The sequence below is a fragment of the Brucella sp. TWI432 genome (assembly GCF_039674445.1).
GTDB classification, from domain to species: domain Bacteria; phylum Pseudomonadota; class Alphaproteobacteria; order Rhizobiales; family Rhizobiaceae; genus Brucella; species Brucella chromiisoli.
On the sequence record NZ_JBDJNL010000007.1, the window covers coordinates 152,891 to 178,032 of the forward strand.

Here is a 25,142-nt window from a genome sequence, read left to right on the forward strand (position 1 = left end):
TTCATTCTGTGCTGTCAAAGCGCGGCGGCGTCCAGCTTTTGCCGGGGATTGAGGCAAGAAGGCGCTGTGTATATTCGTGCTGCGGATGAGCAAAAACTTCGGCTGTCGGTCCGGTTTCAGCAATTTCGCCTTTCGACATCACGATGATGCGGTCGCATAATTGGGATGCGACGCGCAGGTCATGTGTTACGAAAAGAAGCGAGAGGTTGAGCCGTTCACGCAGATCGGCAAGAAGCCGCAAGACCTGTGCCTGAACCGAGACATCAAGCGCGGAAACCGGCTCGTCAGCCACGATGATGCGTGGTTCCAGTGCCAATGCCCGTGCGATGCCAATGCGCTGGCGTTGGCCGCCGGAGAATTCGTGCGGGAAACGATCAGCCGCAGCCGGTGAAAGCTCGACCAGTTCAAGCAGGTCGCGCGCTTTTGCATGCGCCTGTCTTTTTGGCATACCGTGGACGATTGGTCCCTGTGCAATCAGATCGACGACACGGCGGCGAGGATTGAGTGATGCCATCGGGTCCTGAAAGACCATTTGAATATCCTTGCGCATGGCGCGCACTTCGCGCGGGCTTGCACTGAGGAAATCGCGGCCATTCAAATCGACCTTGCCGCTGTCCGCTTCCAGAAGCCGCGTGACAATGCGCGAGACGGTGGTCTTGCCAGAGCCGCTTTCGCCGACCACACCGAGCGTTTCGCCCTGTCGCAGTTCGAAAGACAAGTCTTTTACAGCTGGCACAGCACTGCGTTTGCCACTGAATATTCCACCGTGCGCCCTGAATGTTTTGGACAAAGCATCCGCTTTAAGAACGACGGGCTGAGCATCACCGAATGGCCGAACGGCAGGTGGTATCAGCGCGGGAACGGCTGCGATAAGGGCTTTCGTATAGGGATGTTGCGGGTTGTTGAGCACATCCTTTGCCGGCCCTTCCTCAACAAGTTCTCCAAGCCTGAGCACAGCAACGCGATCGGCAATTTCTGCCACCACGCCAAAATCATGCGTAATGAACAAAATACCGGTGCTCTGTTCGCGTTGCAGATCACGGATGAGTTTGAGAATCTGCGCTTGTGTGGTCACATCAAGCGCAGTGGTTGGCTCGTCCGCGATGAGAAGGCGTGGCTTGAGGATCAGCGCCATGGCGATCATTACCCGCTGACGCTGCCCGCCGGAAATCTGGTGGGGATAGGCATTATAGGCCGACTGCGGATCGGGAATTTTGACGTCATGCAAAATGTCCATAACCGCGGTGCGACGCTCTTTTCGGCCAAGCCTGGTGTGTAGCCGCAGCACTTCATCAATCTGCCAGCCAACTGTCTTTTGCGGATTAAGCGCTGTCATCGGTTCCTGAAAGATCATGCCGATGCGGTTTCCCCGCAGAGCCTTCATTTCCTTTTCGCTCAGCGCGTAAAGATCGGTGCCTTCAAGCAGAACCGTGCCATTGGTAACGCGCACATGTGGTTCGGGCAGTAGGCGCATGATCGCGCCTGCGGAGAGCGACTTGCCTGAACCGCTCTCACCAACGAGGCAGACAATCTCACCCGGATTGACGGTTAATGTCAGGTCATGCAAGGCAAACGGACGGTCCGCACCGGTCGGGAGCGCTATTTGCAGATTTTTAATTTCAAGAACCGGGCTGGCTGTCATTTTTTCTGTCTCGGATTAAGCGCATCGTTGAGTCCCTCGCCGAGCAGACTGAAGGAGAGGACGGTCAGCAGAATGGCAATGCCGGGAATGACCGAGCAGAACCAGTCTGTGCGCAACACCGCGCGGCCCTGACCGATCATGTTGCCCCAGCTTGCATAATTGGGATCGCCCAGACCAAGAAACGCCAATGCGCTTTCCATCAGAATGGCTGTTGCCATCACGACGGATGCAAACACGATCACCGGCGGCAATGCATTGGGCAGAATTTCGCGGAAAATGATCGATGCGTTTCCAATACCTAAGTTGCGCGCCGCATCGACAAACTCACGTTTGCGAAGGGCCAGAAATTCAGCGCGTACCATGCGCGCAGGTGCCGTCCATGAAACAATGCCGATGCAAATGATAATGTTTTCAATGGATGATCCGAAGATTGCTACCAGTGCCAGCAACAAAACGAAACTTGGAACCGTCTGGAAAGCTTCTGTAACGCGCATCAGAACATCATCGACCCATCCGCCATAATAGCCGGCAAAGGCGCCAATCAGCACTCCGATGAAGATGGAAATGAGCGTGGCCACCACGCCGATCAGCAATGATATGCGGGCACCGTGAAAAATGCCGGACATGATGTCACGACCAAGCTGGTCAGTTCCGAGCGGTGTAGCCATATTCACGAATGGCCAGACAAGCGGATCACCGGCACGGCGCAGCGGATCGCCGGGTGTGATCACGTCAGCGAAAACTGCGATCAGCACAACAAGAATGAAAAGCAAAAGACCGAGCACGGCAGCGCGGTTGCGTTTGAACCTCTGCCAAAGAATCTTTGTGCGGGAGGTCTGCGGGCGCGGGAGAGTGAAGTCTTGCGATGTCATGACAATTCGATCCTGGAATCAAGCCGCGCATAGATAAGATCGGTGAGGAAATTGACGATGATGACAAGAATGGAGCACAGGAAGATAATGCCCATCAATGTGTTTATATCGCGTTTTATCACCGACATATAAGCAAGCTGGCCAAGTCCCGGTAGAGAGAAGATTGTCTCAATAACCACGGAGCCGCCAAGCACGGTGGAGAATTGAAGTCCGAGCAATGTGACAACCGGCAACAGCGCATTGCGCATGATGTGGTGAAACATAAGACGCGTGCCACTTGCACCCTTTGCGCGTGCGGTGCGCACATAATCAAGGTCTTCGACTTCCAGAACGCTGGTGCGCATCAAGCGCATATAAAATGCCAGATAAATCAGTGCCAGCGCTGTGGTTGGCATGATGAGGTGCATTGCAATATCGACCACATTATCCCAGCCCGAATAGAAGGCACCCAGCGTCTTCAATCCGCCCACCGGCAGCCAGCCAAGCTTGACGGAAAACACCAGCATCAGAAGAAGGCTGAAGAAAAAGCTCGGCATCGCATAGAAAATGAGGCCGAGTGTTGAGATTGCATTATCGGTCAGCGTATAGGCGCGGCGCGCAGCAATTGCGCCCAATGCAACGCCGAAAATAAAGGCCACCGAGAGCGAGGAAACCATCAGGAGCAATGTGGGCACCAGACGGCTCATCAGCACATCCCAGACGGGCAGCTCGTAAACATAAGACCAACCAAAATCCAGCTGTGCGATTTTGCTCATATAAAGCCCGAGTTGCATCCACACAGCCTGGTCAAGACCATATTCGGTCCGCAGATTGGCAACGAATTGCGGGTCCGCCCCGCCCATGTCACCGACAAGCGCGTCAACGGTATCGCCGGGGGCAAGCTTTATAATCAGAAACGACCCGATCATGATGAGAAGTATGACGGGGATCGCCTGCAAAATGCGCCGCAGCGCAAAACGCAATAGGGGAGGCAGGGGCATGACGGAGCATCCGATGGATTTTATAGGCAATACCGCCGACGGAATGTCCATCGACGGTATTGTTTGTTCAGTTTATTGGTCGATCCACAGATCGTACCAGCTTGAAGAATCCCAACGTGGCGTGTTGTGGTGGTTCTTCAAAGCCTTGTTGGTGACGCCGATGAACGGATGCTCAATGGCGAAAATAACCGGCAGATCTTTCATTTCGAGCTGCTGAACCTGATGGTAAAGCGCTGCACGCTTTGCAGGGTCGAGCTCGGATGCGGCCTGATCGATCAGACTGTCCATTTCGTCCGACTTGTAATCGAACTGGTTTGACCATGCGGTCCCGGCCGGAGTGCCGGACCGCAGCCAGACTGTGGTTGAGACGGCCGGATCCGAACGGAACTGGTGCCAGCCACTGGCCGTGTCAAAATCATGATCGCGATAGACACCATTGAGGAAGCCCGGCGCATCATTGGTCACGAGCTGAACATCGATGCCCACTTCTTTCATGGCTTGTGCATAATATTCAGACCAGAGCTGGGTATATTCGCCCCATGGTGCTGCGCGATGGCGCAATTTGAAGCGGATGCCGTCCGGCCCTGCTGGATAGCCAGCTTCATCAAGCAGTTGCTTGGCTTTTTCAACATCATAAGGATAGGTCTGAACCTGATCGGTGTAATTTGCACCACCCGAACTTGGGATCGGGCCACGGCCCGGCTTGGCATAGCCCCGCATGATCGACTGGATCGCAAAATCGATGTCGAGGGCGTGGTAGATCGCCTGACGAACTTTCAGATTTGCTAGGATCGGATTGCGCAGATTAAATTCAACGGTCGAGTGAGCGACGTTGTTTTCAAAGCCCTTGGTGCCTGTGTCGAAACGGCCATCTTTTGCAAGGCGCTCTGTATCCGACATGGAGATGCCGTTGAAAGCAGTTTCCATGATTTCGCCTGATTCAAGCGCTGCTGCAGCGGCCGCCTTGTCTGGCATGAAGCGCCAGATTACGCGATCAAGATACGGATATTCCTTTCCGCGCCAGTAATCGTCATTGCGCTGAGCAATGATGTGCTGTCCGCGCTCATATTCAACGAATTTGAATGGGCCAGTGCCGACAGGTGCCGAGTTATACTTGTTCTTGAGGATATCGGTGCCTTCATAAAGGTGCTTGGCGACAGGATGGCCAAGGTCAGGCATCGCGGCGACCAGAAGATCAAGCGGCATCGGTTTTGAATAACGGAAAACAGCCGTGTGCGGGTCTGTGCAATCGACAGCTTCCAGATTGGCCTGAAGCGTTGTCGAATAGTTGAGCAGCTTCTTCCACAGATTCATCGCACTGAACGAAACATCATCGCAGGTGAAAGGCTCGCCATCATGCCAGCGTACATTTTCGCGCAGCTTAAAAGTAATTTCCTTGCCGTCTTCCGATGAAGCCCAGCTTGTCGCCAGCACAGGCACATAGCCTTCATAGGTGCGGTCGATCAGTGGCTCCATGATACGGCCCGTGATCTGATAAATACCTGTCGAGGCACGCAAGGCCGGATTAAGGATACCCTGCTCGGTATTCATATGGACGATGACTGTGCCGCCGCGTTTCACGTCTTCAGCATGGGAGGGTGCCGTTGTGAGCGAAAAAGCAGCGAGAAACAGGCTAAGGCCAGCTTTCCTGATATGCATTGATGTTCCCCTAAAAGAACGTTGAGGGAGGGCTTTCCAGCCTCTTTTCCCGCAGGTTCCATTCTTGTTCAAGTCCCTGATTTTGCTAGAAAATGCCTGATTCCAGCTTGAATGTTCTATGCAAGCACGCCTATGCTAGAATCTATATGAAAAATGTCAATATAAACTAACATTTGTCTCAAAAATGGAAAATTATATCGGAATTTCTGCGTTAATAAGTCTCAATTTCTTCAACGCAGGTTTGTCACGGCGCGCGTTGCGTTGCTTTGCATAAGTGTGTGCCATAACTTTCGCTGAAAGAACGAATTCACTGCCTGTAAAGAAAAAGGAGAGCTTGTATGTCCCATCCTGTCAAAGGTGTTGATCACATCTTCCTGCTTGTTAAAAATCTGGAGCAGAGTGCTGAGCAATATCGCCGTCTTGGTTTTACGCTCAGCCCTCGTGGTCTTCACAGCAAGGAAAAAGGCTCCGGCAATTATACAATCATGTTCCCGAAGGATTATTTCGAGCTTTTGGGTATGGTTGCTGAAACGCCCGGAAATCTGCATCTGCGTGAGAAGCTTTCTGCACAGGGGGAAGGTGTGCATGCCGTAGCCTGCCGCATTGATAGCGCGTCACAGGCTAAAGCGGAACTGGCGGCTCTTGGACTTGAAACAGGGAACGTGGGTGCCTTTTCGCGTCCGGTTCAGTTGCCGAATGGTGGTGAGGACGTTGCGGCTTTTGAGACTGTTTCATTTGCCGATCAGGAAGTGCCGCAGGGCATGGTTTTCATGTGCCAGCATAAGACACGTGAGACTGTTTGGCTTCCTGAGTTGATCGAGCATGAAAATGGTGCAAACGAATTATCGGCAGTGCTGGCAGTTTCTACTGATCCTGAAGCATCGGCGAACGGCTTTGCAAAGCTTTTTGCTGAAGGAAAAGCAACAGGCAGCGGCGGCGAGTGGCGCGTTTCCACGGGGCCGGACTCTGCTTATATTCTTGTTTATGATCGTCCTCATGCGGAGCAACTCTATGGAGCTGCGGCGTTGGACAAGACTTCGGTTCAAGCATTTTCCGGCTTGCGTCTTCGCGTAGCATCGCTCGACAAGACCCGCGCAGTTCTTAATGCCAATCATGTCCCTTATACTGAGAGATCAGGCAATATTGTCATTTCACCCGATGAGGCGAATGGGACAATTCTCGAATTTACGCTCTGAATGACAGCATTATCCGACCGGGTGGAACAATGGTCGGATTAGATTCTATCTGCATTCATTTTATCCATAGTACAGCGCATGCGAGACGGACGAGGCCCATGAAGGTGTCAGCGTTTTCTCGCATCGCAATGCAATACGGCGATATCGCTTCAACTTGTTGAAAAAGCGCTCAATCTGATGATATTCTTTATAGATCCTCCAGTCTATAATGGGATGTTGGAGCGCGTGGGTTGGTGTTTAGTTCCTGCCATTGATGGATTGGGTTCAACTTGATTTCTCTGGCTCTAACGTCCAGTCTTTGCAGCTGCATCGGTAAGGCTTGCGTTCTCTCGGTCTCTTAATCTTGCGGGTAAAGTTGGACGCCGAGATATAGTTTCCGTGGTGGTGATGTAACTGTTCATGATTGTCGAAATGATAGCGTTTGACGGTTGCGTCTTCGATGGCTCTGTTCATCCGTTCGACGTGTCAGTTCGCCAATAGATGCTTTGGCTTGGTTAGCGTAGCTCCGACTTCGTGCAGCGGCGGAAGCTTGCTATCGCTGTATTAAGCCACAGATTACATGCGTGGTCGTGGCGCTGCGGTGTAAAGCCTGTCCCATTGCGCTTTCTCACCCAGACATAACCCTGAATTACAGGTTCCATCAGTTGCTGACAATGCGGGTTTGCGTAGTTCGCCACGCCAACGTGCAGATAAATTGAAATGTAAGAGAAAAACCACAAGCCTTGATGGTAAATCTTTGAACAAGTGCTTTTGTCAAAGTGGCCAAAGCAAAGGCAACGCAATGCTCTTACCAAGGCGTAGGGAGGAAGCCGCGATGGCGTTTACAAAGTGTAGAGTCCGCCTTGGTTTGTCTTGTTTGACGGCATCATCGTTGATTTTATTGGTCTTTTTAGCGTACCTTCAAAAAGGTATGATCATTTCGTTGCGTTTGATTTGTCTCTTTTAAAGGGAAGATACAAAAAAAGCCCGCAAAGCGGGCTTCGTAAGTTTTCGGAATTGATTTTCTCACCGTCCCAAAGCGAAGGCTCCTCGCTTTTCAAGATCGGACAAATTGTAATAACTAGCCACGAATTTATTATTGTCGAAAAGTGGCGAGACGCCGAGATCTGCTAATCGCTTCTTCATCCCAACTCGGTTCACGCCGACCTTCTGACAGAAATCTACAAGAGAAATGAACTTGGATTTAAATTCTTGAAGCGAGTCCTCGTTAATCAATCGAGCCATTTTTGATGACCGCTTGTAATCCCTCTCCTTGATATAACCTCGCCTGAGAAGCTGCGATAGCGTGACATCCGATGTACCGAGTAAGTCGAGAGCCTGCTCGAAAGTTACGAAATTTTCTTGCATGTCAGACAGGCTCTGGAGTCGAACACGTTGAACTTCGAGCTTACTCACGCGTAGCCTCGCAAGCAGGCCGCCTGGGCCAGTAATGACACGAGCGTCTACAGAACCCTCGATAATCAGTTGAAGAATGTTTTCAAAAGCCATCGTAAAAGCGTGGGCGAGTTCCATTAGCGAACCCCACTCGTCTTCGTCATGTTCGACCGATTCCGCGTTTGCGAGCAACGCGGATTGGAAGCTGTCCAATTCCGCTTGAGGAATACGCAAATATCCCCTTTCGTTCTCTCGTTCTTCAACCTGGCCTACAAACCCGACTTTCACCAGCGTCCGGAACTGTTCTTCATCCACGCCGAGAATTTCTGCGGCAGCCGTAGATGTAAGGGTTTCGCTAGCGGCTTCTAAAATTGGGCGGGCCCTCTCAGCATCAAAATAGATAGCCGAGTCATTCTGGTTGATGCGGTCGGTTAGTCCATGCGAAACAAGCAGGGTCTTAATGCGCTTTTTATGAATGCCGAAGTCTGTGTGAGCAGAGTTCACACAATAGACATAGCGGTGCTCGACGGGATTGATAAAGGTCATGCCCGGACCAAATGGCATGTTCTTTTCGGCAATGTCCTGGAACAACGTCACAAGAGGCTGGTATGCTGGCTTCAGTTTATTGCGGCGGAGCCAATCGACAAGCTGACCGAAGAACTGCTCGACGAAACGAACCATCGGCCTTTTCTGCTCGATGGTTTCAATAATAATGCGCTCCAGTTCTGCCTCCCCTTTGCAGAGTAGCCTAAATCCCCATTCACGCTGGTCCGTCGCCTCATCCTGAAAGTGGGTGAGCTTATGAATCGCAATGAACTTTCCCATATAACCAGAAAGCTCAGCAACGATATGTGCGTCCAATGTGTCGACCAAATCGTTGGCTTCGGCGCGTTTGAAAATGCGGTCACGCAGAAAACGATCCATGAAGGGTGCTGAGCTTTGCTGATCAGTGCACGCCTGATTGCGGATTGTCTGGACATTTTGCTCGACGAACGTGGCAAAGTCGTCGCGCTGGTCAAAAGAAGTTACGAGGTGCTCGGCCAACTTACGCCCATGCTCTGGACAACCTTCGATACCGCGACAACTCCACCACGAGCGTGCATAGGGCTTGGCAATGGAGCGACCTGGTCGCCGATCAATGTCGTCAAGAACGCAATGCGGACAGTATCGGAGCATCTTTCCCGGACGCATCTCTTTATTGAAAATAGCGTGGCCAAGCTTCCAGTTGGAACCTGGATGTTGATGGACGATGCTTGCATCCGCTAAGCGTTCAATGGAAATCCCTGAAAGCTCCGCGATTTCCGCAAGCGCGTCATGATCTCCACGAACAATAGCTTCTCGGCTCGTGTGTGTGAAACCGAGCAATGATTGCAAGGAATCATAGCTATTCGCGCGCGCCAGACGCGACACGAGGCTGATCGGACTTTCGTCTTCATGGAAGGGCAGGGTAACCGGCAATGTCATTTCTTGGTCCTTCCTTTTTTCTTGGGTTCGTTGGGTGCAGACAAATCGGCGAGCACATGTTCCGGCGAGATTTCTGACCAACGCGGCGCTGAGAAGATATTGTGTTCGGGCAGGCAACCGCTCGATTCTTGATAGACGAATGCGAACGCACGATTTTCGAGCACAGTCCTGTCGTTTTTAACGGTCAGGATGCAAGCGGCACGAATAGTTTCAACAATCTTGCCTAGCCCGCCTTGAGCCGAGTGACACAGTCGCCCCACAAAGTCTGCTTCTCGCAGTTCATCCGCGATCTTCAGGCCACAGATCTGTTCGGCAATTTTGGTCATGGCATCGTTGATGAATTGCTGATCATCAGTAGGGCTCTGCTCAACATAGCGAATGACCTTGCTACGGTTCGCGAGCTGGAGATCATTTGTCAGCAATTTGGCAAGATCCGGCACACCCGAAAAGATCGTATGCAAAGGCCAGTCAGGAATCTGCATAAGGCTCTTCAGCCCGTCCTGGACCTCGGTAATCACCTTCTGACTATCGTGACGAATGAGGTGTTGAGCCTCATCGACGTGCAGGTAGAGAATACCTCTCGCTTTCAACTGAGTTTTCACAGCCGAAAATAGCTGGGTTTCAGTTTGCTTGGAGTTTGCTGGAAGCCCCATCGCGGACAGCAGTGTGATTGCAAACCCCTTCATGGTTGATGAGCTTGATGCCTCGATGCTGAGAAAAGGCGTGATGGTTTCGCCAAACTCATTTTCTCGTGGCTGAAACTCTGCGATGCGACCACAGTGGTGTTTCAATGAATGGGATTTGCCGCTCCCGGATTCACCAATGACAAATAATGCAGTCTGGCGAGAGCCGCCGCCACCGTTCAGGTGATCATCGACGTTATCAACCAGTCCTTGCAGCATATTGAGCAATTTTCTGTCACGAGGACTTTCGAGATATGTGCCGTAGATATGTCTTTTGAGTTCTTTCAATTCGTCAGTGTTCATTGGTCCCGCCCTTCTTAAAATTCGTCGTAATAGCCGCTCCTTGAAACAGAGGTTTCTGTTTGAAGGTCGGAATCTGTATTGTTCGCTCTGGTTTCCAGCCGCTCGCTTTTCGCAGCCCGTTTTGCAGCTGCGATCTCTTTCTTCTGGACCGTTTGGTACTCCACGAACGCCGATTCATCCGCGAGCTTCAGATCCCCCGGAAGAGAAGCGAGCGCTTCAAGTCCCTGCATCTGGTCATCCGGATTTGCGATCCAACTGCCGCACAGTTCGGCTTCGAGCCTTGCCAGTGCATTGCTATCCAATGACCGTGCACCCAGCTTTGCCCTGATCATCGCGGCGTCACCGGAGGTCCGCAATTTATTGATCGCCCGGTACATAGCGGCGAGACCAGACTCGCTTTCCTTGGCATTAGCCAGACGAAGCTGCTGCCGTGCTACGATCCATTCCTCAAGCGAAACGTTATCGTCCAGTCCGATTTGGTTTTCGACTGAGAACCAGCCCTTATCCTTGCCTGCATAGACGGCAATGGAACGCAGATTCGCTGGATCGTACTTGATCTCAAAATCCGTCTGACCATGTTTCAGGCGAAGGCGCGTTAGCTCATCGTTCGAATAAGGAATGCCCATGAAAGACACGCCATAGGACGAAATCCGTCGCGAAACCTTCTCCCCAAAGATGTGAAGCATTTCCTCTTCGTCGGGCGCAACGTCGATTGGATATCGGGATGTCGCCTTCACCCAAGCATTGTGTGGGGTACCATCCGCGAGCCCTGCATGCTTCTTGTTGTGATAGATATCGCAGATCGCGTAGAGGAAGAACTTGATCAGCTCATCACTCTGCAGGCTTAAGCGTTCCTCCGGATTGTAGTCTCCTTTCTCGTGAATAGAACCGAAGGTTCGGCCATCAAAATGATGCGCCACCATCGGACCAATGGTTTTGAAAAGCCGTTCGATAAATGGTCTGGCTTGTGGTTCACCCGCTGGTGGTCGGGTAAACGCAATGCGTGCATTCCTCAAAACTTCCTGGGTCCGCTGGCTGACGAACTCCTTGCCGTTATCGCAATAGATCTGGCGAGGACGAAGGCGTCCAATCCAGGGCGTTTCGCAACCCAACGCAGTGGAAATATGCGTTTTGTCGGACATGATCATTCTGATTGCTTCGACAGCATTGGCCGCATTCGGATTAGTGCTCGCCTTAAAAGCCAACACATAGCGAGTGGACACGTCGATGGCGGCAGCGAACCAAATGCGGGTGCTTCCGATCTGATTACGGTAGCTTTCTGGTAAGAGGGACCACATCCCCGTTTCCACGAACAAGGACATCAATTCCACATTCCAGAAATCCATCTCGATCCGGTCACCCGGCACTTCGAAATGGAAGCTTCGCTTTACGGAAGAAAGTCGTTTCTTGGCGTAAGCCTCCCCGTGTCGTCCAGCGACCTTCGCGTACTCATCAAAACCATCAATGATGCTCTCGAATTTTGTGCGCGAAACTTTTTTGAGCTGAGAATCCGGTGATGAATTCATCTCAAAAAGCTTGGCCAGATAATCCTGATAAACCTGTGCCTTCGATTTCTTCCTGTTATCCATGTACCGAAGAGCTTCGCTATGCGCGAATGCAATCGATTCCGGATCAGCGGAACGATAATAGGTACCAGGACCATGATGACGTTGAACCAATCCGAGGACGTCGCCTCCGCATCCGTGATACTTGGTGTAATCCCTCCAGAAAGTCTTGACCGATGGGGCGCGATAGAACGTGAGTTCCATCGGCCTGTCTGCGCGCCTGGCGCTTGGGAGAAGGCTTGACTGGATCTCGGCGTGCCAAGTCTTCAGAAGATGCTGGAGCTTCCCATTGTTCCAACGTTTCCGCCCATATTCCGGGAATTCCGCGTCATAACGGTTGATCAGCTTTTCACGAACGAGAGCCAGCTTCTGAACCTTCTCAGGGAAATCAGAGAACTTTTTATCGCCGAAGATAATGCGTAGCTTCTGTTGCTCAGGTTCCTGATACCCATACCGAACCGAGGCGCGACCAGCAGAAATTTCGTTATAGAGCTCCTGATGGCCGACAACGACTTCGTGGCTGTCGTCTTCCCTCTTGATGTGCCATCCCTCGTTGCCTCTGCAAACTGGAATCCAATGGGCGTTCTTATAGCTAAGCCTGTCGACCTTGCGCATGTTCACCAAAGAGCGCTGGAATGTGGCTGGCTGTGCAAAATAGCTGTTCATGCTAACCTCCTTTTTGAACGTAGCTGTATTGGTCGTCGTCTAGCGAACCACAGTCATCCAACTGAGTTCGTTGATCTGTCCCGGATTCACGGGCCTGATAATTTCGTGGTCGATAAGCGACCAAGCCGCAGTCCAGCGGCTTGAACGGCTCGTGCAGTTCTTGAACAATTGCCCAAACCGGAAGTGGCCTGGGCAGTATTTGATCTCGTTGGCCAGCGCCAGATACTCAGTCTCATTGTAATGAGAACGGGCGCGTAGAATGTTCATGGCGTTCAAAAATGCATCGATGTTAGCCTCGACTTCGGTGAGAAGTCTGAGCTTGATGTCGGGGTGTCGAGTTTCAATTTCACCCAGTGTCCCGATGCATTCCATGCCTGCCCGTTGAATGCGCTCCAGCACATCTTGCATGGCCGCCTTTTTCTTGAACGGCTTAACTGCAATGGCCAGGTGGACTCCGCTTTTCAGCACCACGTAATAGTCGAAGGTATGCTTTCGTCGGACACCATCAGCGTCGACGTAGCTCATTACCGGGTACTGAGAATGAAGTTCCTGAACGTCTCGCCGCGCCTGAATTAATGTCGAAACCCGGTGCTCAAGTTCACTTTCATGGAAGACAACTGTAACTTCATGAACAGTGGAACCACGAGCGGTTTTGGCATTCTTCTGCTGAGGTTCACGGGTTGCAAATCCAGGGCGGGGCTCTTTCCAAAACTTGACGGAAGAGCCGCCACTCTCGGATGAGGCTGCCTTATATTTCCAAGCCCCCGACCTTGGTCAGGCCGTGACAATCTTGGTCAATGAGCTGCAGCAGATCACGTGATGCGTCAGCTTCGGCGATGAATCCGAGACCGGCACGTTGAAGACTGATGTTTCGAGATACTTGACGAGAAAAATTCATAGCTGTCCCCTGAAAGCTTTTGGCGGCCAGGATGGCCGAAAGTCTGTCAAATGGGGAACACAAGGATAAGCCGATGCAAATGCGCAACGGGTATTAAACCGACGCCAATACTAGGCCTTGCTTGTGCTCCACTGGGTAGTCGGTTTGCGTATCATGGTGATATTATCCTTTTGCTTGAGCGATTAAGCTCAGGGCGCTGCATATGGCAGCGTTTCGATTTGATTGCAACAACTAAATTTGAGTTAACCATAAAAAGTTGGTGGCGTTATTATGCTCAAGATTCACAACCGAAGTTGCAACCGGCATAAGGAGCAGTCTTAGCTCTCGTGTGCGCTGAACGTTAACTTTCAGGAGTTGAGTATGAAGATCACGCTGAATGGCATCGCCTTGATGGCAACACTCGGTGGTGGTGTTTCGCTCGCCAATGAGCCACCCAGCCGTGAGGAGGCTTTCCGTCTCTCAAATCAGGTTCGCAAATGTTTTAGGATGCCTCTAAACCAGTCCGGAGACGCTGTTATAGAATTCCGCCTTCACAAAAACGGAAGAGTAACTGAGGTCGAAACGGTGAAATCTGAAGGATGCACCAACTATGTTGTCGGATTGGCAGCTGAGGAAGCCGTGAGGAAATGCCAGCCATATCAGACCTCGATTGTTGGTAAGGTGAGAGTTCCGTTTATTTTCAAAGCCACCTCACCGATGACCGACGAGCCAAAGTCTCAATAAGCGATATGGATATGATCGAGCAGACCTGATATTTGCACGCTATGATTAGAAGCGTTTGCATGTTGATCGTCGGTTTCGGAGCACTCATCCAAGGCATTCTTCGTCTTGGAAAACCAGCTCAGACGGTTGAAAAATCTGGATGGCTTTATCAGCAGTTCGGAGACCAGGGGATAGCAGTTGGCATGATCGCGTTGGGCGCTGTGGCGCTGCTCATCAGAGCCGTTATGTTCAATAACACATGGGTTCGCGCTATCGGGGGCCGTAAGCACCTATAGTCGTTTCAACATAAATTTTATGCAGCCTTTCGATTCTCGCTTATTCGTTGAAACTCCGCCAGTATCTCCGGATAATATTGGGCAAGTTGCCGGACAACACGGACGTTCTCTAGCAATCGACCGACGTATCCGGTGGCAATAACCAGATCGATGTTATCTTTGCCGTAGTCTTCTTCGGCAATCTTGAACTCCTTTTCCAAGTTTGCCGTCTCGCTTTCCATTCTGGAAATCTGCTCAAGTGTTAGCCCTTTAGCGGCTTTTTTGGGGGCGATCAGCATACTCTCGGGGGTCGATAGCACAAGCGAATTCGCATAGCTTTGGCTATAGTTGTTCATCGCAATCATAAGTTCGGCGACTTCAATTTGCCTCATTGGTTTCAGCTTTTTAATTTGAGACATCGAATTCAACGGTACGTGTCTGTCTTTTAGCAGCTCGGCAGCCTCCGGACAGATACCGTCGAGCATTCGTTTTTTAGCCCTGATGCTGTTGATGTTAACGTTCAGTGCTCGAGCCAAGCGTTCCTCTGAAACACCTTTTTCGATAGCCTTCATAATCATTCTGTACTCTTGGATCGTCGCCAATTTGCTGATCCTTTTGTTGTAAGTGAAGGCTTCATCTTCGGTTGCAACAAGGCATACGACCTCGGTGTCGCCCCTCTTGCGCAAAACATCCAAACGCAAATGGCCGTCTAAAAGATGAAATAAGGTAGCATTCTGCTTGTCTCTCACGACGACCGGCGGTTCTATTAGGCCGATTTCCCCTATGGAAGCTGCTATTTGAGCATACTTGGAAGATCGTAACGCGGTTGGTGTAATAGGCCTCAAGGGAAGAATGGAATCCAGCGAAATGCGAAGGCTGGTTGTTTCGAAAGCTAGTGATACGGAGCCATCTTTACTACTATTTGACATGTACCTTCTCCAGATTTAGAGCTTTCGAGCCAAAACTTCAGGAATGGTTGTCAATCCTTCCTCTTCAAAGATTGGCCTTAATCTATTGTCGAGAAGAAGCGTTTTGACTGCTGCAATAATGAATGCCAGTCTGCTCTTCGCGGCGTCAGCTCTCTTGATCAGCATTTTCTTTTTGGTCGTATCGGCTTCGAATGCCTTGAGAATGGCGTCAGATGACATCGGGCGAGCTCGGCTGTCATAAACCTTTAGGCCTTTACCTCGAAGACGACGCATTTCGACAATTCTCTTGGCCTGTATTAGCTTGCGTCCACGAAGAAGCTTGCTTTCGTATGCGGTCTGCAAGGCTGACTGAATCTCGTTGTTTTCTGCACCTGCAATTTCCAGTGCAATGGAGAATGGAATCTGTCCGCACTCTACAGCATTGAGCAGTCGTTCTTCCCCTTTTTCGATGAGGCTTATAATTGCATGAATATATTCGGGCGTGAGGCCAGTCATTTGTGCAATCTTCGGAACAGAATGGCCGCGCCGACTCATACCTGCGATGTCTTTCAACAAATCGACAGCGCGAAGTTTACGCCTTGCACAGTTCTCCACTAGGCTTGCGATGTAACAGTCTTCCGTTCTCGCATTAACTACAAGTGCTGGAACTTCGGTCTGGCCAAGCGCTATAAAGGCTTCGATACGCCCTTGACCACAAACTAAATCGTAGCATGGTCCTTCAGACGTCATACGGCGCGCGACAGTGATAGGTCTTTTCAACCCGATCTGGCCGATATTGTCGATGATTTCTCGAAACTGTTTTCGATTTCGACTGCGGGCGTTAATGACCGTGATACTGGAAATGGGTATCATCTCGATCTTCTGGGCAGGTGTAGCAGACATCATGCAACCTCCGAAATTGGGACGCGAGCAGCCAAAGAATAAAAATTGTCTAGCGATTCAGTGCGAAATGCGTCGAAATATAAACCGTTCTCTTCACAAAGGCGCACCACGGCTTGCTCAATCGTCATTGTTGGCAATAGATAATAATCGTGAGCGGCAGCGTTCGATTGGTCCATACGAACGACGAGTGAAAAATCCGGCCGGATTTCTGTATCGAGCCGGACTTTCCATCGAAGGTGACCATTGGGCGTAGTCAGACACCGCGCGATTATAAGTGAGACTGTAAACTCACCATTGATAGTGAGCAGATCTGTTTCTGGATCCTGGATTACAGTCCCACCCGTAATTTGAAGGCCTTGGACGAGCTCGCTTATTAGATCGCGATGTCTGACGCGCAAAGCCTTATTAATTTCAATGAAACTGTAATCTTTATCCGGTGCAAACCCCACTAATGTATAGGCTCGAAGCAGACTACCGAAGCGATGAGTAAAGGCGCTGCTTGAAGGACATTCTTCCGCTTCATCTATTATCAATCCAGAAAGATAGCCCGTATTGTGAAACACCTTTGCCAGTTTCTCCAACATTGCCTCGTCACTCAATCGCGCAGAACGCTCGAGAATAATTCCCGTAGCTTTCCGGAAAAGTTCTCCGGTTACAATTGGTTCGAAGACGCTGTCGGCTCGAACCCATTCTTCCGGGGGATTGCGAGCATGTTTGGATTTGAGCTTGAAAGACGTCTTCGCCCAAACATTGTTCCCGATGTATTTTTCGTTAGTAAGTACCTGATGAACTGTACCTCGCGTCCATTGGCGATTTAAATCGGTCAGGACGCCCATCTCGTTCAAGTGATGGGCTATTTCGGCTTCCGTCCGTTTCTGATTAACAAATAAATCGTAGATATCCCTCACTCGTTTCTGCTCCTCTGCGGGGCCGGGAACGAGAATGACCCGATCAGTCGCGATGCTCTTCTGCTGACCTGGCAAAAGTTCGCTTTTCTGATTGCCGCACTGATCGATTAACATGCGTCGCAGGCCGTAACCGGCAGCACCACCTTGTCGAAAGCCTAATCGGATTAGGCGCACTTGCCCATTATAAACTTTGATGGAAAGATCACGACTGTACTCGCCAGCCATGGCGCGTTTGAGTGTTTTAACGATGGAAGAGCCCATACTGCCGTCATTCGAAAATAGCTCTCCGCAATAATGCACCGAGACACCGGCACGTTTGCATTTCAACTCAATTACCGCAGCTTCGTCAGGATCTTGAAATCGTCCGAGGCGGCTAACGTCGTATACGAGGAGAGCCTTGTAATTAACGTGATTGTTTTCAATGTCGAAAAGTAAACCTGTTAATGCGTCACGTCCTCGGAGATTGAGGCCGCTCTTACCTTCGTCAGCATAGAGTTGAACAATTTCATAATTGTGCTTCTCGGCATAGGATTGAATTACGGCAAGCTGATTGTCGGTTGAATAGCGCTGATGATCTGTAGACATACGAACATAAGCTGCCGCCGACACGGGAGGCATTAAGATGGGACCTGTTTGGTGACTCCAATCAATAATCATCGTCTTTCTTGGCGGAAAAGCTGATTAAAGGATTAATATACACTATAAGGGTAAGAACAATGGTTCCTAAAAAAGGCACAGATGTTCTGAAGCAAGCGCGGCGTATTTTTCTAGAAGAGATGTCAATCGCGTTAAAATCGGAACTTGGCGATAGTCGCAAAGCGGCTAAAGAAATCACGAAATGGACAGGGGCAAGTGATCGTACTGCCAAATATTGGCTGTCGGGCGCTCGCGCGCCAAGCGGGTGGCAATTGGTCGTTCTGGCCGAACATTCCGATGCTGTATTTCACGCAGTGCTACGTTTGAGCCGCCGGAATACTTTCCAAGTTTCTGTTGAACTCAACGCAGTCAAGGCTGCATTAAAAAGTGCAACCATCCTCATTGATGACTTGACCGCTCCCTGAGGGCTTGTCTCTTTGATCGAGAGTGTTCGCAGTGCTCAGAGACGTTTACCTTTGAGCCCAATTGCGCGTCTTCTATAGATGCCTGATGGGGATCAATTTATCTCCAAAAAATGTATAATAATTTGGAAAGAGGTGTATAATTATTTGAAGCACAATTTAATTAATTAATTATCAATTTTACAATTATGAAAAATATTAAAGGTTGATATATGATTATTTTCATACCAATATATCTAAAAATAGAGAAATTTTATGGAACAAATAATCGAAGAACTTTTTCAGAAATGCATACAAGAATTGCTTATCGATGAAAATTTGAGTGATATTCATATCAATGAATCATCAGTTGTTGTTAGGTTGGTCTATGATAAATTCATCGATAGAGATGTTATAGATAGAGATATTAATGACTTCGTCGCCTCAATTTACGTTAAAGATCTGAATTTTCTTTCTTTAATGTTTGCGATTCAACTCGCTGAAGCAAATCTTGCAGCGTCACTGCGTTTAATTAATAGCGGATTTGATCCTAAAAATGACGTGCGCTTGAATCTGATAAATCGTTCATTTTGGCTTATGCAAAAACTTGCGCTAGCGGCTGGAAAGTATCGAGAATTAACCATTTCTGTTGAAACTGAATAGAGTTTTCAATTGGATCAGATATAGCCTTCTCAAAAAGTGAGGGCTAAATGTTCGAAGAAATCAATAGTATCATCGATGACTATGATCGGGGAAAAAATCTCCGCGCTAGAGAATTGTACCAGGAGTTTTTCGAGATGCTTCATGCTCTTGATCTTTCAGCTCAAGGATTCAGGGAGGGGTCCACTGAGCATGTGAGAGTTGTAAGAGGATGGGAAAAATTGCTGAGCGCCTGCAGGCGCTTAATGAAGTCGTTTGTCAGTTTGACCAAGAGAAAGTCTCTGAGCATGCGAGTGACTGTCCTCCGACATACGTATATGGACGCGCCGTTAATTCAAATGATGGTGGTGACGAAGCTTTGCTAGCATGGTTGCGGGAACATTTTCCAAAAACTTGGCCGCGCTGAAAATTCGCGATGCTTACTTAAATAAGTGACGCTGCACAGGTTTAGCATTGGTTTGAACTGCGCCCACTTTCGGCCAGACACTTAGCATGAGCAGGAAGGCTCAAGCACAGGCTTGAGGATAAGCTTATGGCTAACGATTTTGACAGGTGGACCTGATGATCGGTGACGTCCGGTGGAGATGCTGGGCAACTGGCGTTTGTTGCGGAGTATCAAGGCTCTGGTTATCATCTTGGCGGTTCTGCGCCGGAGAGTGACATGTTTAGCGCCCACATTCATATTGTACTGTGATGCGAAGTAGCGTCGATAGCTTCAAGGTAGCTTAAGGCTGACGCATAGTCATGCGCATGTCTGATCAAGCTCAAGCAGATTCCTTATAAACTGCTTGGTTCCGAGAAATCGTCAATCAGACTAAAGGGAGCCGACATGGGAAAACAGGCATTTATCATTGGCGGAACCGGGCAAATCGGTCGGGTAGTTGGCCTGAAATTGTTGAAGGAAGGGTGGGGCGTTACCTTCGCAAGTCGTAATGGAAACATTCCCGATGAAGCTGTGGGCTTTGGCGCTAAGGCAATCTCTTTGGATCGTGATCAACCGGGCGCTTTAGCACAAGCCATCGGCGAAGGCGCTGATGCTGTGATCGACACAGTGGCGTTCGACGAAACACACGCAAATCAGTTGCTCGAACTGGAGTCATCAATTGGGCAGTTTGTAGTGATCTCGTCTTCGAGCGTTTATCGTGATGCATCTGGCAGAACACTTGATGAAGCGCGAGAGAATGGTTTTCCGGACTTGCCAGACGGGATGACAGAACAACAGCCAACTGTCGAACCTGGTTCAACGAATTACTCGACAAAGAAGGTTGCGCTCGAAAGACGGCTACTCGATAAAGCTAGGCGTCCCGTTATAATTTTACGTCCCGGTGCAATTCACGGCACGCATTCTTCGCATCCCCGCGAGTGGTGGTTTGTGAAGCGCATGTTAGACGGCCGTGAGGTGATTCCAATCTGTTTTAATGGGAAAAGCCGTTTCCATACGACTGCCGCGCTGAACATAGCCGAGGTGACGAACGCTGCTTTAATCCAAACTGGGAGCCTCATCCTTAATATAGCAGATCCGGGTGCTCCGACCGTTCATGAGATCGGCTCTCACATTGCCAAAGCCATGCGTTGGAAAGGGATACTTAAGCCAATTAATGTCGCAGATGCAGGTAAGGATTCGCTCGTTGGCTGGACACCTTGGTCAGTTCCTGCTCCGTTTACTTTGAGTACTGAAGCCGCACAGAAAATCGGATACATACCGGTTACCGATTATGCGCGTTCAGTTACGAACACTTGCCAGTGGCTTCGAAACTTGTCTGACGAGGACTGGCAACAACGCTTTCCCGCCTTGGCACGCTATACCATTCCCTTATTTGATTACGTCTCGGAAGACGCATACTTCGTGGTTAGTCGGTAATTTACTGTCCAAACTCACGCGCCCATTTGCTCAAGCTCAAGCACGTTCCCTTCAGGATCACGTGCATAAGCGATAAAGTAAGGCTTCTCCGGCGTTCCGAAATTTGTAGTTTGCCCGATCTGTGACCCACCCGCCCTGATGATTTTCGAAAGTATATCGTCGAGGTTCTCTATCCGGAAAGAAAGATGACCATAACCAGGTTCATTGACCTTTGGCAGGTCGCGCGAATGGGTGGTCTTATGCTCATGTATCTCAAGGAAGGGCCATTCGAGCTCCGAAAACTTTAACCAGATCGAATAGATCTCGCAATCCGAAAGCCCGTTACCACGTGAGACCTTATCGCCTGATAAAACCCTGGGCTCGCGAAGCAACTCGCATTTCATGACGTCCATATAAAATGCAGCGAGCGTTTCCGCATTTCTAGCGACCATATTGATGTGAGCGAGTTTCAAGGCTAAGTACCTTCATCTTTGTTTGAGTTCCTTTTTAATTGCCACGTATGGGAACGCAACGGCCTCGTGCCAAAGTCGATATGTCTATTTACAGACACGAGCTGACGTTGAAGACGGATCACAAACTCGAAATTTCGTTCAACACGGACTTGCACGCATCCTTACCGCTCTGTGTTTCTGTATGAATTTCGGACGAGACGACGAGGCGATGAAATCGTACTTCCTCCTCGTTAAAGTTCTTCAACGTTTGCTGTGCCTGAGCGGCGGTTTTCGGGGCGACCGCCGACGAACAGTTTCTCGCCGCCCATTCAATCAGTGTAGCCTCTCTAAGTGGTCGAATTCGAGCCCGTTCAGCGGCGGTGCGAACCTGCAAGTCTTTTTTCGATTGCTCAACAGGGGTAAATACATCCCGCATGGCCAGATCACATGGATCGTCTCCCCGGTCTCGAATTAGCAAGGCGCGTTCCGCATTCAGGGTACGGAAGAGTTCTACAGCGTTGGTATCATTTGTTTCGCTCAAGATAGTCTTGGCGCTCATTGCCCTTTCTGTATTTATAGCGGGAGAGCAATTATCGGCGGTCCATTCTACTAAGGCAGCTTTGTAGAGGCGGTAGACCGGACTTTTTTTCAAAGCTGCCTGCGCATCAGTGGAAACTTCAGTCGTCTCTGCAAGACATTGACCGCTCATTGCCGTGAGCGCAACGAACGCACTAGTAAAGTAGTGACGAATTTTCATTTTAGCCATTCCAGATGAAGAACAACCTCGCAAACATTAATATCGATTATTCGCGGGGATATTAGGGCTGGTTGATAGGATATTGTGGTGGGGTGTAGCTTTATTCCCTGCGTCATCGCACTGGCAATTCTAATCAGATCAGGGACCTGCGGATTTTAGAATTAAACCGCCGATTTGGATTTTTATACGCGAAATAGGAGCCGTGGATTTAGCCAGCGGATGGAGCGTTCCTTGATATATTGCCCGCTTGGCGCGGGCATTATCATAATATCCGAGGCTATACTGAGCAGGTTTGCCGAAGAGCTTACAGAAGGGTAACGTTCTCAGCCTTCGATTTACCAGTCTTGCGATCCTGTCCAACGTCATAACTCACTTTATCACCGTCCCGGAGGTCTCCGCCTGCCATTATACCAGAGATGTGAACGAATACATCCGAACCACCATTTTCTGGTGTGATGAAACCGAAGCCCTTCTCATGATTGAAAAATTTTACTGTACCTGTAGCCATGCTTTCCTCTTTCGCATTCTTCTGAAAATAGATTTTTATATTTTAAGCAATCTTCTGGCAATGAATTTGGTTATTGCCTCCGAGCGCGGGTAGTCGATTTGGTTTCTCGCAGAAGAATCCTTTTCAGTTGCCTTTCGTTGAGTATCGAATAACGTTCGAGCTTCGCGGCGATTGAAGAAACGGCTTTCGCTTTTTTCTCGATGATGCCGACCGCTCTATCAAACTGGATTCGAAGGATTTCATTCACACGCTGATGGAGATGGGTATTTTGGCGCAGTAGGGTTTCGTCGCACAAATCCATAGTAGCTAAGAAAGCCAGCCCGTTACCCAAGCCGAAGGATGCTTCCATCCGAATTGCAATTCGGGTCGCTTCTGCTAGATCAGATTGAGAGCCGCCGCCGCTGCCATCAGTCGTCTCTCCAAACACAACCTTCTCGGCGGCTAACCCACCCAAAAGTGTGCAAATCTGCGCCTCAAAAGCGTTTCTGGTTGTTAGGATTCTATCTGCTCGAATTTGCATCAGTGTGCCGCCGAGATTGCAATCACGGTCTCCGAAGGTTCGCCTGATATGAACGGACACTGGTTTGATGCCAGTAACATCGAACAATTCATCTGCAACGATAGCATGCCCGGCTTCGTGAATGGCTGTTCGGCGGATGTCTTGAATACATACCGGGCGCGGAGAAGGAATATTGATGGCAAGGTCTGACGCGCTTAGAGGGGCTTTCCTCGCTCGTGCGCGGCTCCGTGCTTCTCGCACCAGTCGGGCAATGTCTGCACCGGACGCGCCTTCAATCCTAACAGCGATTTCAGAAATGTCTTCCCCTGGCAGGGCATCTCGCAAATGGTATTTGAGGATTTGTTCCCTTCCGACTGCATCGGGGAGGGGGATGTGAATATGCCGTTCAATTCTTCCAGAACGAATGATCGCAGGGTCAATTGCATTGATGTCGTTGGTCGCTGCAACTACGACGACACCTTCTCGTCCATCCAGCCCGTCCAAGCACTGCAAAAATCCATTGATAACCTGCCGCGCGTAATTGGAGTTTCGTCCAGAAAGCTGGGATCGTGTTCCGAAACTGTCAACTTCATCGACAAACAAAATGCATGGCGCTTCCCGTTTCGCCTGCTCAAATGCACGAAGCATCGCTTTGAGCAGGTCGTCTAAGCTACCTTTGGCTTGCCATTGCGCTAGAGAGTGCGCAAACAAGGGGACTCTGCAGGTTCCAGCTAATGCACGAGCAAAAAGCGTTTTGCCGACGCCTGGCGGCCCACAAAGCAACACACCACGATCAATATCGTCCCAGTCCAGTTCTCGCTTGGCGAAGAGAGCTAGATCTTCTGCAAGCCTTTTTCCCCACGAAGCCGCTTCGCCGTATCCTGCGATATTATCGAGGTTGATCTGGTTTTTTGTGCTGATCGCTTTTGCTCCTCTGGTCACGCGATCAAGCTTGTGTTGAACGTCCTGATCACTCCATGATTGACAGATCATCGAAGCGAGGATGCGTAACGAGAACGGGGCAGGGACAGGCAGATCGGAAAAACGCGGCGGAGTTAGAAGACTTTCATTTGCAATTGCTTCACACAGAGAGCCATCAATCTTGATTTCGATGATATCATCAGCGGAGTCCAACACCTGCTGTGGCAAGGAAGCTACCTGTTGTGCGAAATAGACGGTTTGCTTGTAGGTGACGTGATCATCACCAAAATCACTGTGATCCCGCTTTTGGGCTGTTAGTAGGACGATGCTTCGCTGTGACGGCCGTTTCGAATTGTAATAGTTCAACCGACCAAGGGCCTTCTCATAAAGCTCCAGGTCATCTGCATGTTCACATGTCACAACTAGGTCGAGCACCCGGCCCGCGAGTAAATCATGAAGACCTCGCCTTCGAATTTGCCGAGTAAGATGCGCAACAGCAAGGCGCAACGCCAGACCTTCTGGTGTCTGTTGAAAATTCTGCATTCTGTTTTCTCACAAGATTTCACAGCATTGAAAGATGGAGACCGGCAGTTGCAGTGCGATATTCGAAACATTGTCATAGACGTCACCCTCATAAAATTAACGCAGACCTCTGACTGGAGCGGGTTTACCAAGTCGATAAAATCGCGAATACGTACGCGCAAAGTGCAGTTGCGGATCGACAAAAAACAGTTCGCTGGTCGTAATCAGTCTGCGGCTACCCAGCTTCGGATGCTCTAGAACAATTCCCTCCAGGCAAGGCAAGGAGCGTGTCGTTCGAACCCAGTCGTTGAGAAGTGGGCTTTTATCCAGAAGGTTCAGGTCCGGTTGTTTGCCCTCGCGTAAAACCCTGAGATCGTTGATCAATTTTTCGAGCGTACTGATCGTTTCAGTTAAATAATTCAGATTGTTCATGGTAAGCCTCCTCGTTATCGGGCATCGAATGCCGATCTGGATAATTCTGATTTTGAAGTGAGATTAAGTTCTCGAAACCCTAGTTTCCGGGCTTATTCTTTCATTCAGGTCGAATGAAACTTCTCCAGAAAAATAGAGCGCGGCCAGAGCGCTCATCGGTTCGTTAGAATTGCGTACCAACTGACAGCAATGCTTAAGAGGTAGAGGACCGTCATCGTCTAACGCGGAAAGTAGTCGAAGTCGGTCTCCGAGCGAAACCGTAGATGAGGCAAAGGGAACGAGATCGACGGCATTAAAAATGATTGTTTGTTCAATCATTTTGTAGGTGTGCTGGTCATATAACCAGCCTTCATCCTCTGCCGCCGCGAGAGCCCACTCCGGTGTGTCATGGACATCTACAAGGTATGTCCGTCGTCGAATGATTTGAGACTATTTGTGCTTTTGAAGATTGGAGTTTCCGGCTCGGTTTGGGGGTTGATTTAAGCCGCTTTGGCCTGGTGGTTCAAGCGGCGTTTT

At 49.8% G+C, this 25,142-nt stretch carries 23 protein-coding genes and 1 pseudogene; 6 read left to right on the top strand and 18 right to left on the bottom strand.

Annotated features, from left to right (window positions below; all coding sequences use genetic code 11):
• Position 1: 1 nt before the first annotated feature.
• The 4 genes from ABE527_RS12330 to ABE527_RS12345 form a co-directional block, all read right to left on the bottom strand.
• Positions 2 to 1,642 (bottom strand): ABC transporter ATP-binding protein, encoded by a 1,641-nt coding sequence (locus tag ABE527_RS12330; RefSeq protein WP_499697091.1) that lies wholly within the window; start codon positions 1,640 to 1,642, stop codon positions 2 to 4.
• A complete protein-coding gene (locus ABE527_RS12335; RefSeq protein WP_265985790.1) occupies positions 1,639 to 2,514 on the bottom strand; it encodes an ABC transporter permease in 876 nt (291 codons plus the stop codon). Before ABE527_RS12335 ends, ABE527_RS12330 begins: the two co-directional genes overlap by 4 nt.
• On the bottom strand, positions 2,511 to 3,494 hold the full coding sequence (locus ABE527_RS12340) for an ABC transporter permease (protein ID WP_396998472.1): 984 nt from the start codon (positions 3,492 to 3,494) through the stop codon (positions 2,511 to 2,513). Before ABE527_RS12340 ends, ABE527_RS12335 begins: the two co-directional genes overlap by 4 nt.
• Positions 3,495 to 3,566: 72 nt before the next feature.
• Positions 3,567 to 5,153 (bottom strand): ABC transporter substrate-binding protein, encoded by a 1,587-nt coding sequence (locus ABE527_RS12345; RefSeq protein ID WP_499697092.1) that lies wholly within the window; start codon positions 5,151 to 5,153, stop codon positions 3,567 to 3,569.
• A gap of 338 nt (positions 5,154 to 5,491) precedes the next feature.
• Between ABE527_RS12345 and ABE527_RS12350 the strand changes: the two genes are divergently transcribed.
• Positions 5,492 to 6,349, top strand: coding sequence for a VOC family protein (locus ABE527_RS12350; RefSeq protein ID WP_499697093.1), 858 nt, complete (start codon positions 5,492 to 5,494; stop codon positions 6,347 to 6,349).
• A 55-nt stretch (positions 6,350 to 6,404) separates the two neighbouring features.
• On the opposite strand, the pseudogene ABE527_RS12355 reads toward ABE527_RS12350, so the two are convergent.
• From ABE527_RS12355 to ABE527_RS12380, 6 genes and pseudogenes are all read right to left on the bottom strand, one after another.
• Positions 6,405 to 6,597: pseudogene (locus ABE527_RS12355) on the bottom strand (IS5-like element IS711 family transposase); the annotation flags it as partial.
• A 757-nt stretch (positions 6,598 to 7,354) separates the two neighbouring features.
• Positions 7,355 to 9,187, bottom strand: a complete 1,833-nt coding sequence (locus ABE527_RS12360; protein WP_499697094.1) for a TniQ family protein — start codon at positions 9,185 to 9,187, stop codon at positions 7,355 to 7,357.
• Positions 9,184 to 10,173, bottom strand: coding sequence for an ATP-binding protein (locus tag ABE527_RS12365; RefSeq protein ID WP_499697095.1), 990 nt, complete (start codon positions 10,171 to 10,173; stop codon positions 9,184 to 9,186). The genes ABE527_RS12360 and ABE527_RS12365 overlap by 4 nt, the downstream gene beginning before the upstream one ends.
• 14 nt (positions 10,174 to 10,187) lie before the next feature.
• A complete protein-coding gene (locus tag ABE527_RS12370; RefSeq protein WP_499697096.1) occupies positions 10,188 to 12,404 on the bottom strand; it encodes a TnsB C-terminal domain-containing protein in 2,217 nt (738 codons plus the stop codon).
• Positions 12,405 to 12,443: 39 nt separating this feature from the next.
• Positions 12,444 to 12,929: a hypothetical protein gene (locus tag ABE527_RS12375; protein WP_499697097.1), complete on the bottom strand. Its 486-nt coding sequence runs from the start codon at positions 12,927 to 12,929 to the stop codon at positions 12,444 to 12,446.
• 223 nt (positions 12,930 to 13,152) lie between these two features.
• Complete coding sequence (locus ABE527_RS12380) at positions 13,153 to 13,302, bottom strand: hypothetical protein (protein WP_265986267.1); 150 nt, start codon at positions 13,300 to 13,302, stop codon at positions 13,153 to 13,155.
• Positions 13,303 to 13,662: 360 nt separating this feature from the next.
• On the opposite strand from ABE527_RS12380, the gene ABE527_RS12385 reads away from it, so the two are divergent.
• Both ABE527_RS12385 and ABE527_RS12390 read left to right on the top strand, forming a co-directional pair.
• A complete protein-coding gene (locus ABE527_RS12385; protein ID WP_499697098.1) occupies positions 13,663 to 14,025 on the top strand; it encodes an energy transducer TonB family protein in 363 nt (120 codons plus the stop codon).
• Between the two features lie 59 nt (positions 14,026 to 14,084).
• The gene (locus tag ABE527_RS12390; protein ID WP_499697099.1) at positions 14,085 to 14,300 is read left to right on the top strand and encodes a hypothetical protein; all 216 of its coding nucleotides are present in this window, start codon (positions 14,085 to 14,087) and stop codon (positions 14,298 to 14,300) included.
• A 17-nt stretch (positions 14,301 to 14,317) separates the two neighbouring features.
• Here the strand turns inward: ABE527_RS12390 and ABE527_RS12395 are convergent, their stop codons facing one another.
• From ABE527_RS12395 to ABE527_RS12405, 3 genes are read right to left on the bottom strand one after another with little or no spacing between them, the layout of a single operon-like run.
• The gene (locus tag ABE527_RS12395; RefSeq protein WP_499697100.1) at positions 14,318 to 15,208 is read right to left on the bottom strand and encodes a plasmid partitioning protein RepB C-terminal domain-containing protein; all 891 of its coding nucleotides are present in this window, start codon (positions 15,206 to 15,208) and stop codon (positions 14,318 to 14,320) included.
• 15 nt (positions 15,209 to 15,223) lie between these two features.
• Positions 15,224 to 16,093, bottom strand: coding sequence for a plasmid partitioning protein RepB C-terminal domain-containing protein (locus ABE527_RS12400; RefSeq protein ID WP_321188159.1), 870 nt, complete (start codon positions 16,091 to 16,093; stop codon positions 15,224 to 15,226).
• Positions 16,090 to 17,655, bottom strand: coding sequence for a recombinase family protein (locus tag ABE527_RS12405; RefSeq protein WP_499697101.1), 1,566 nt, complete (start codon positions 17,653 to 17,655; stop codon positions 16,090 to 16,092). Before ABE527_RS12405 ends, ABE527_RS12400 begins: the two co-directional genes overlap by 4 nt.
• 59 nt (positions 17,656 to 17,714) lie before the next feature.
• Between ABE527_RS12405 and ABE527_RS12410 the strand changes: the two genes are divergently transcribed.
• From ABE527_RS12410 to ABE527_RS12420, 3 genes are all read left to right on the top strand, one after another.
• On the top strand, positions 17,715 to 18,059 hold the full coding sequence (locus ABE527_RS12410) for a hypothetical protein (protein ID WP_499697102.1): 345 nt from the start codon (positions 17,715 to 17,717) through the stop codon (positions 18,057 to 18,059).
• 252 nt (positions 18,060 to 18,311) lie between these two features.
• On the top strand, positions 18,312 to 18,698 hold the full coding sequence (locus tag ABE527_RS12415) for a hypothetical protein (RefSeq protein WP_499697103.1): 387 nt from the start codon (positions 18,312 to 18,314) through the stop codon (positions 18,696 to 18,698).
• A gap of 826 nt (positions 18,699 to 19,524) precedes the next feature.
• On the top strand, positions 19,525 to 20,556 hold the full coding sequence (locus tag ABE527_RS12420) for an NAD-dependent epimerase/dehydratase family protein (protein ID WP_499697104.1): 1,032 nt from the start codon (positions 19,525 to 19,527) through the stop codon (positions 20,554 to 20,556).
• Positions 20,557 to 20,570: 14 nt separating this feature from the next.
• Here ABE527_RS12420 and ABE527_RS12425 read toward each other — a convergent pair whose 3' ends face one another.
• The 5 genes from ABE527_RS12425 to ABE527_RS12445 all read right to left on the bottom strand — a co-directional run bounded on the left by ABE527_RS12425 (position 20,571) and on the right by ABE527_RS12445 (position 24,626).
• Positions 20,571 to 21,008 carry a VOC family protein gene (locus ABE527_RS12425; protein WP_499697105.1) on the bottom strand — a complete coding sequence of 146 codons (438 nt, stop codon included), beginning with the start codon at positions 21,006 to 21,008 and terminating at the stop codon, positions 20,571 to 20,573.
• Between the two features lie 118 nt (positions 21,009 to 21,126).
• Positions 21,127 to 21,744: a hypothetical protein gene (locus ABE527_RS12430; protein WP_499697106.1), complete on the bottom strand. Its 618-nt coding sequence runs from the start codon at positions 21,742 to 21,744 to the stop codon at positions 21,127 to 21,129.
• Between the two features lie 304 nt (positions 21,745 to 22,048).
• Positions 22,049 to 22,252, bottom strand: a complete 204-nt coding sequence (locus tag ABE527_RS12435) for a cold-shock protein (protein ID WP_499697107.1) — start codon at positions 22,250 to 22,252, stop codon at positions 22,049 to 22,051.
• A 70-nt stretch (positions 22,253 to 22,322) separates the two neighbouring features.
• On the bottom strand, positions 22,323 to 24,215 hold the full coding sequence (locus ABE527_RS12440) for an AAA family ATPase (RefSeq protein WP_499697108.1): 1,893 nt from the start codon (positions 24,213 to 24,215) through the stop codon (positions 22,323 to 22,325).
• A gap of 96 nt (positions 24,216 to 24,311) precedes the next feature.
• Positions 24,312 to 24,626: a DUF6634 family protein gene (locus ABE527_RS12445; protein WP_226622129.1), complete on the bottom strand. Its 315-nt coding sequence runs from the start codon at positions 24,624 to 24,626 to the stop codon at positions 24,312 to 24,314.
• Between the last annotated feature and the right edge of the window lie 516 nt (positions 24,627 to 25,142).

Coding starts and splice junctions, on each gene's coding strand:
- ABE527_RS12400 (WP_321188159.1), bottom strand. CDS start 16,093: ATGATGTCTGCTACACCTGCCCAGAAGATCGAGATGATACCCATTTCC.
- ABE527_RS12375 (WP_499697097.1), bottom strand. CDS start 12,929: ATGAGCTACGTCGACGCTGATGGTGTCCGACGAAAGCATACCTTCGAC.
- ABE527_RS12405 (WP_499697101.1), bottom strand. CDS start 17,655: ATGATTATTGATTGGAGTCACCAAACAGGTCCCATCTTAATGCCTCCC.
- ABE527_RS12430 (WP_499697106.1), bottom strand. CDS start 21,744: ATGAAAATTCGTCACTACTTTACTAGTGCGTTCGTTGCGCTCACGGCA.
- ABE527_RS12345 (WP_499697092.1), bottom strand. CDS start 5,153: ATGCATATCAGGAAAGCTGGCCTTAGCCTGTTTCTCGCTGCTTTTTCG.
- ABE527_RS12440 (WP_499697108.1), bottom strand. CDS start 24,215: ATGCAGAATTTTCAACAGACACCAGAAGGTCTGGCGTTGCGCCTTGCT.
- ABE527_RS12340 (WP_396998472.1), bottom strand. CDS start 3,494: ATGCCCCTGCCTCCCCTATTGCGTTTTGCGCTGCGGCGCATTTTGCAG.
- ABE527_RS12415 (WP_499697103.1), top strand. CDS start 18,312: ATGGAACAAATAATCGAAGAACTTTTTCAGAAATGCATACAAGAATTG.
- ABE527_RS12335 (WP_265985790.1), bottom strand. CDS start 2,514: ATGACATCGCAAGACTTCACTCTCCCGCGCCCGCAGACCTCCCGCACA.
- ABE527_RS12445 (WP_226622129.1), bottom strand. CDS start 24,626: ATGAACAATCTGAATTATTTAACTGAAACGATCAGTACGCTCGAAAAA.
- ABE527_RS12385 (WP_499697098.1), top strand. CDS start 13,663: ATGAAGATCACGCTGAATGGCATCGCCTTGATGGCAACACTCGGTGGT.
- ABE527_RS12420 (WP_499697104.1), top strand. CDS start 19,525: ATGGGAAAACAGGCATTTATCATTGGCGGAACCGGGCAAATCGGTCGG.
- ABE527_RS12365 (WP_499697095.1), bottom strand. CDS start 10,173: ATGAACACTGACGAATTGAAAGAACTCAAAAGACATATCTACGGCACA.
- ABE527_RS12330 (WP_499697091.1), bottom strand. CDS start 1,642: ATGACAGCCAGCCCGGTTCTTGAAATTAAAAATCTGCAAATAGCGCTC.
- ABE527_RS12410 (WP_499697102.1), top strand. CDS start 17,715: ATGGTTCCTAAAAAAGGCACAGATGTTCTGAAGCAAGCGCGGCGTATT.
- ABE527_RS12360 (WP_499697094.1), bottom strand. CDS start 9,187: ATGACATTGCCGGTTACCCTGCCCTTCCATGAAGACGAAAGTCCGATC.
- ABE527_RS12380 (WP_265986267.1), bottom strand. CDS start 13,302: ATGAATTTTTCTCGTCAAGTATCTCGAAACATCAGTCTTCAACGTGCC.
- ABE527_RS12395 (WP_499697100.1), bottom strand. CDS start 15,208: ATGTCAAATAGTAGTAAAGATGGCTCCGTATCACTAGCTTTCGAAACA.
- ABE527_RS12350 (WP_499697093.1), top strand. CDS start 5,492: ATGTCCCATCCTGTCAAAGGTGTTGATCACATCTTCCTGCTTGTTAAA.
- ABE527_RS12435 (WP_499697107.1), bottom strand. CDS start 22,252: ATGGCTACAGGTACAGTAAAATTTTTCAATCATGAGAAGGGCTTCGGT.
- ABE527_RS12370 (WP_499697096.1), bottom strand. CDS start 12,404: ATGAACAGCTATTTTGCACAGCCAGCCACATTCCAGCGCTCTTTGGTG.
- ABE527_RS12390 (WP_499697099.1), top strand. CDS start 14,085: ATGTTGATCGTCGGTTTCGGAGCACTCATCCAAGGCATTCTTCGTCTT.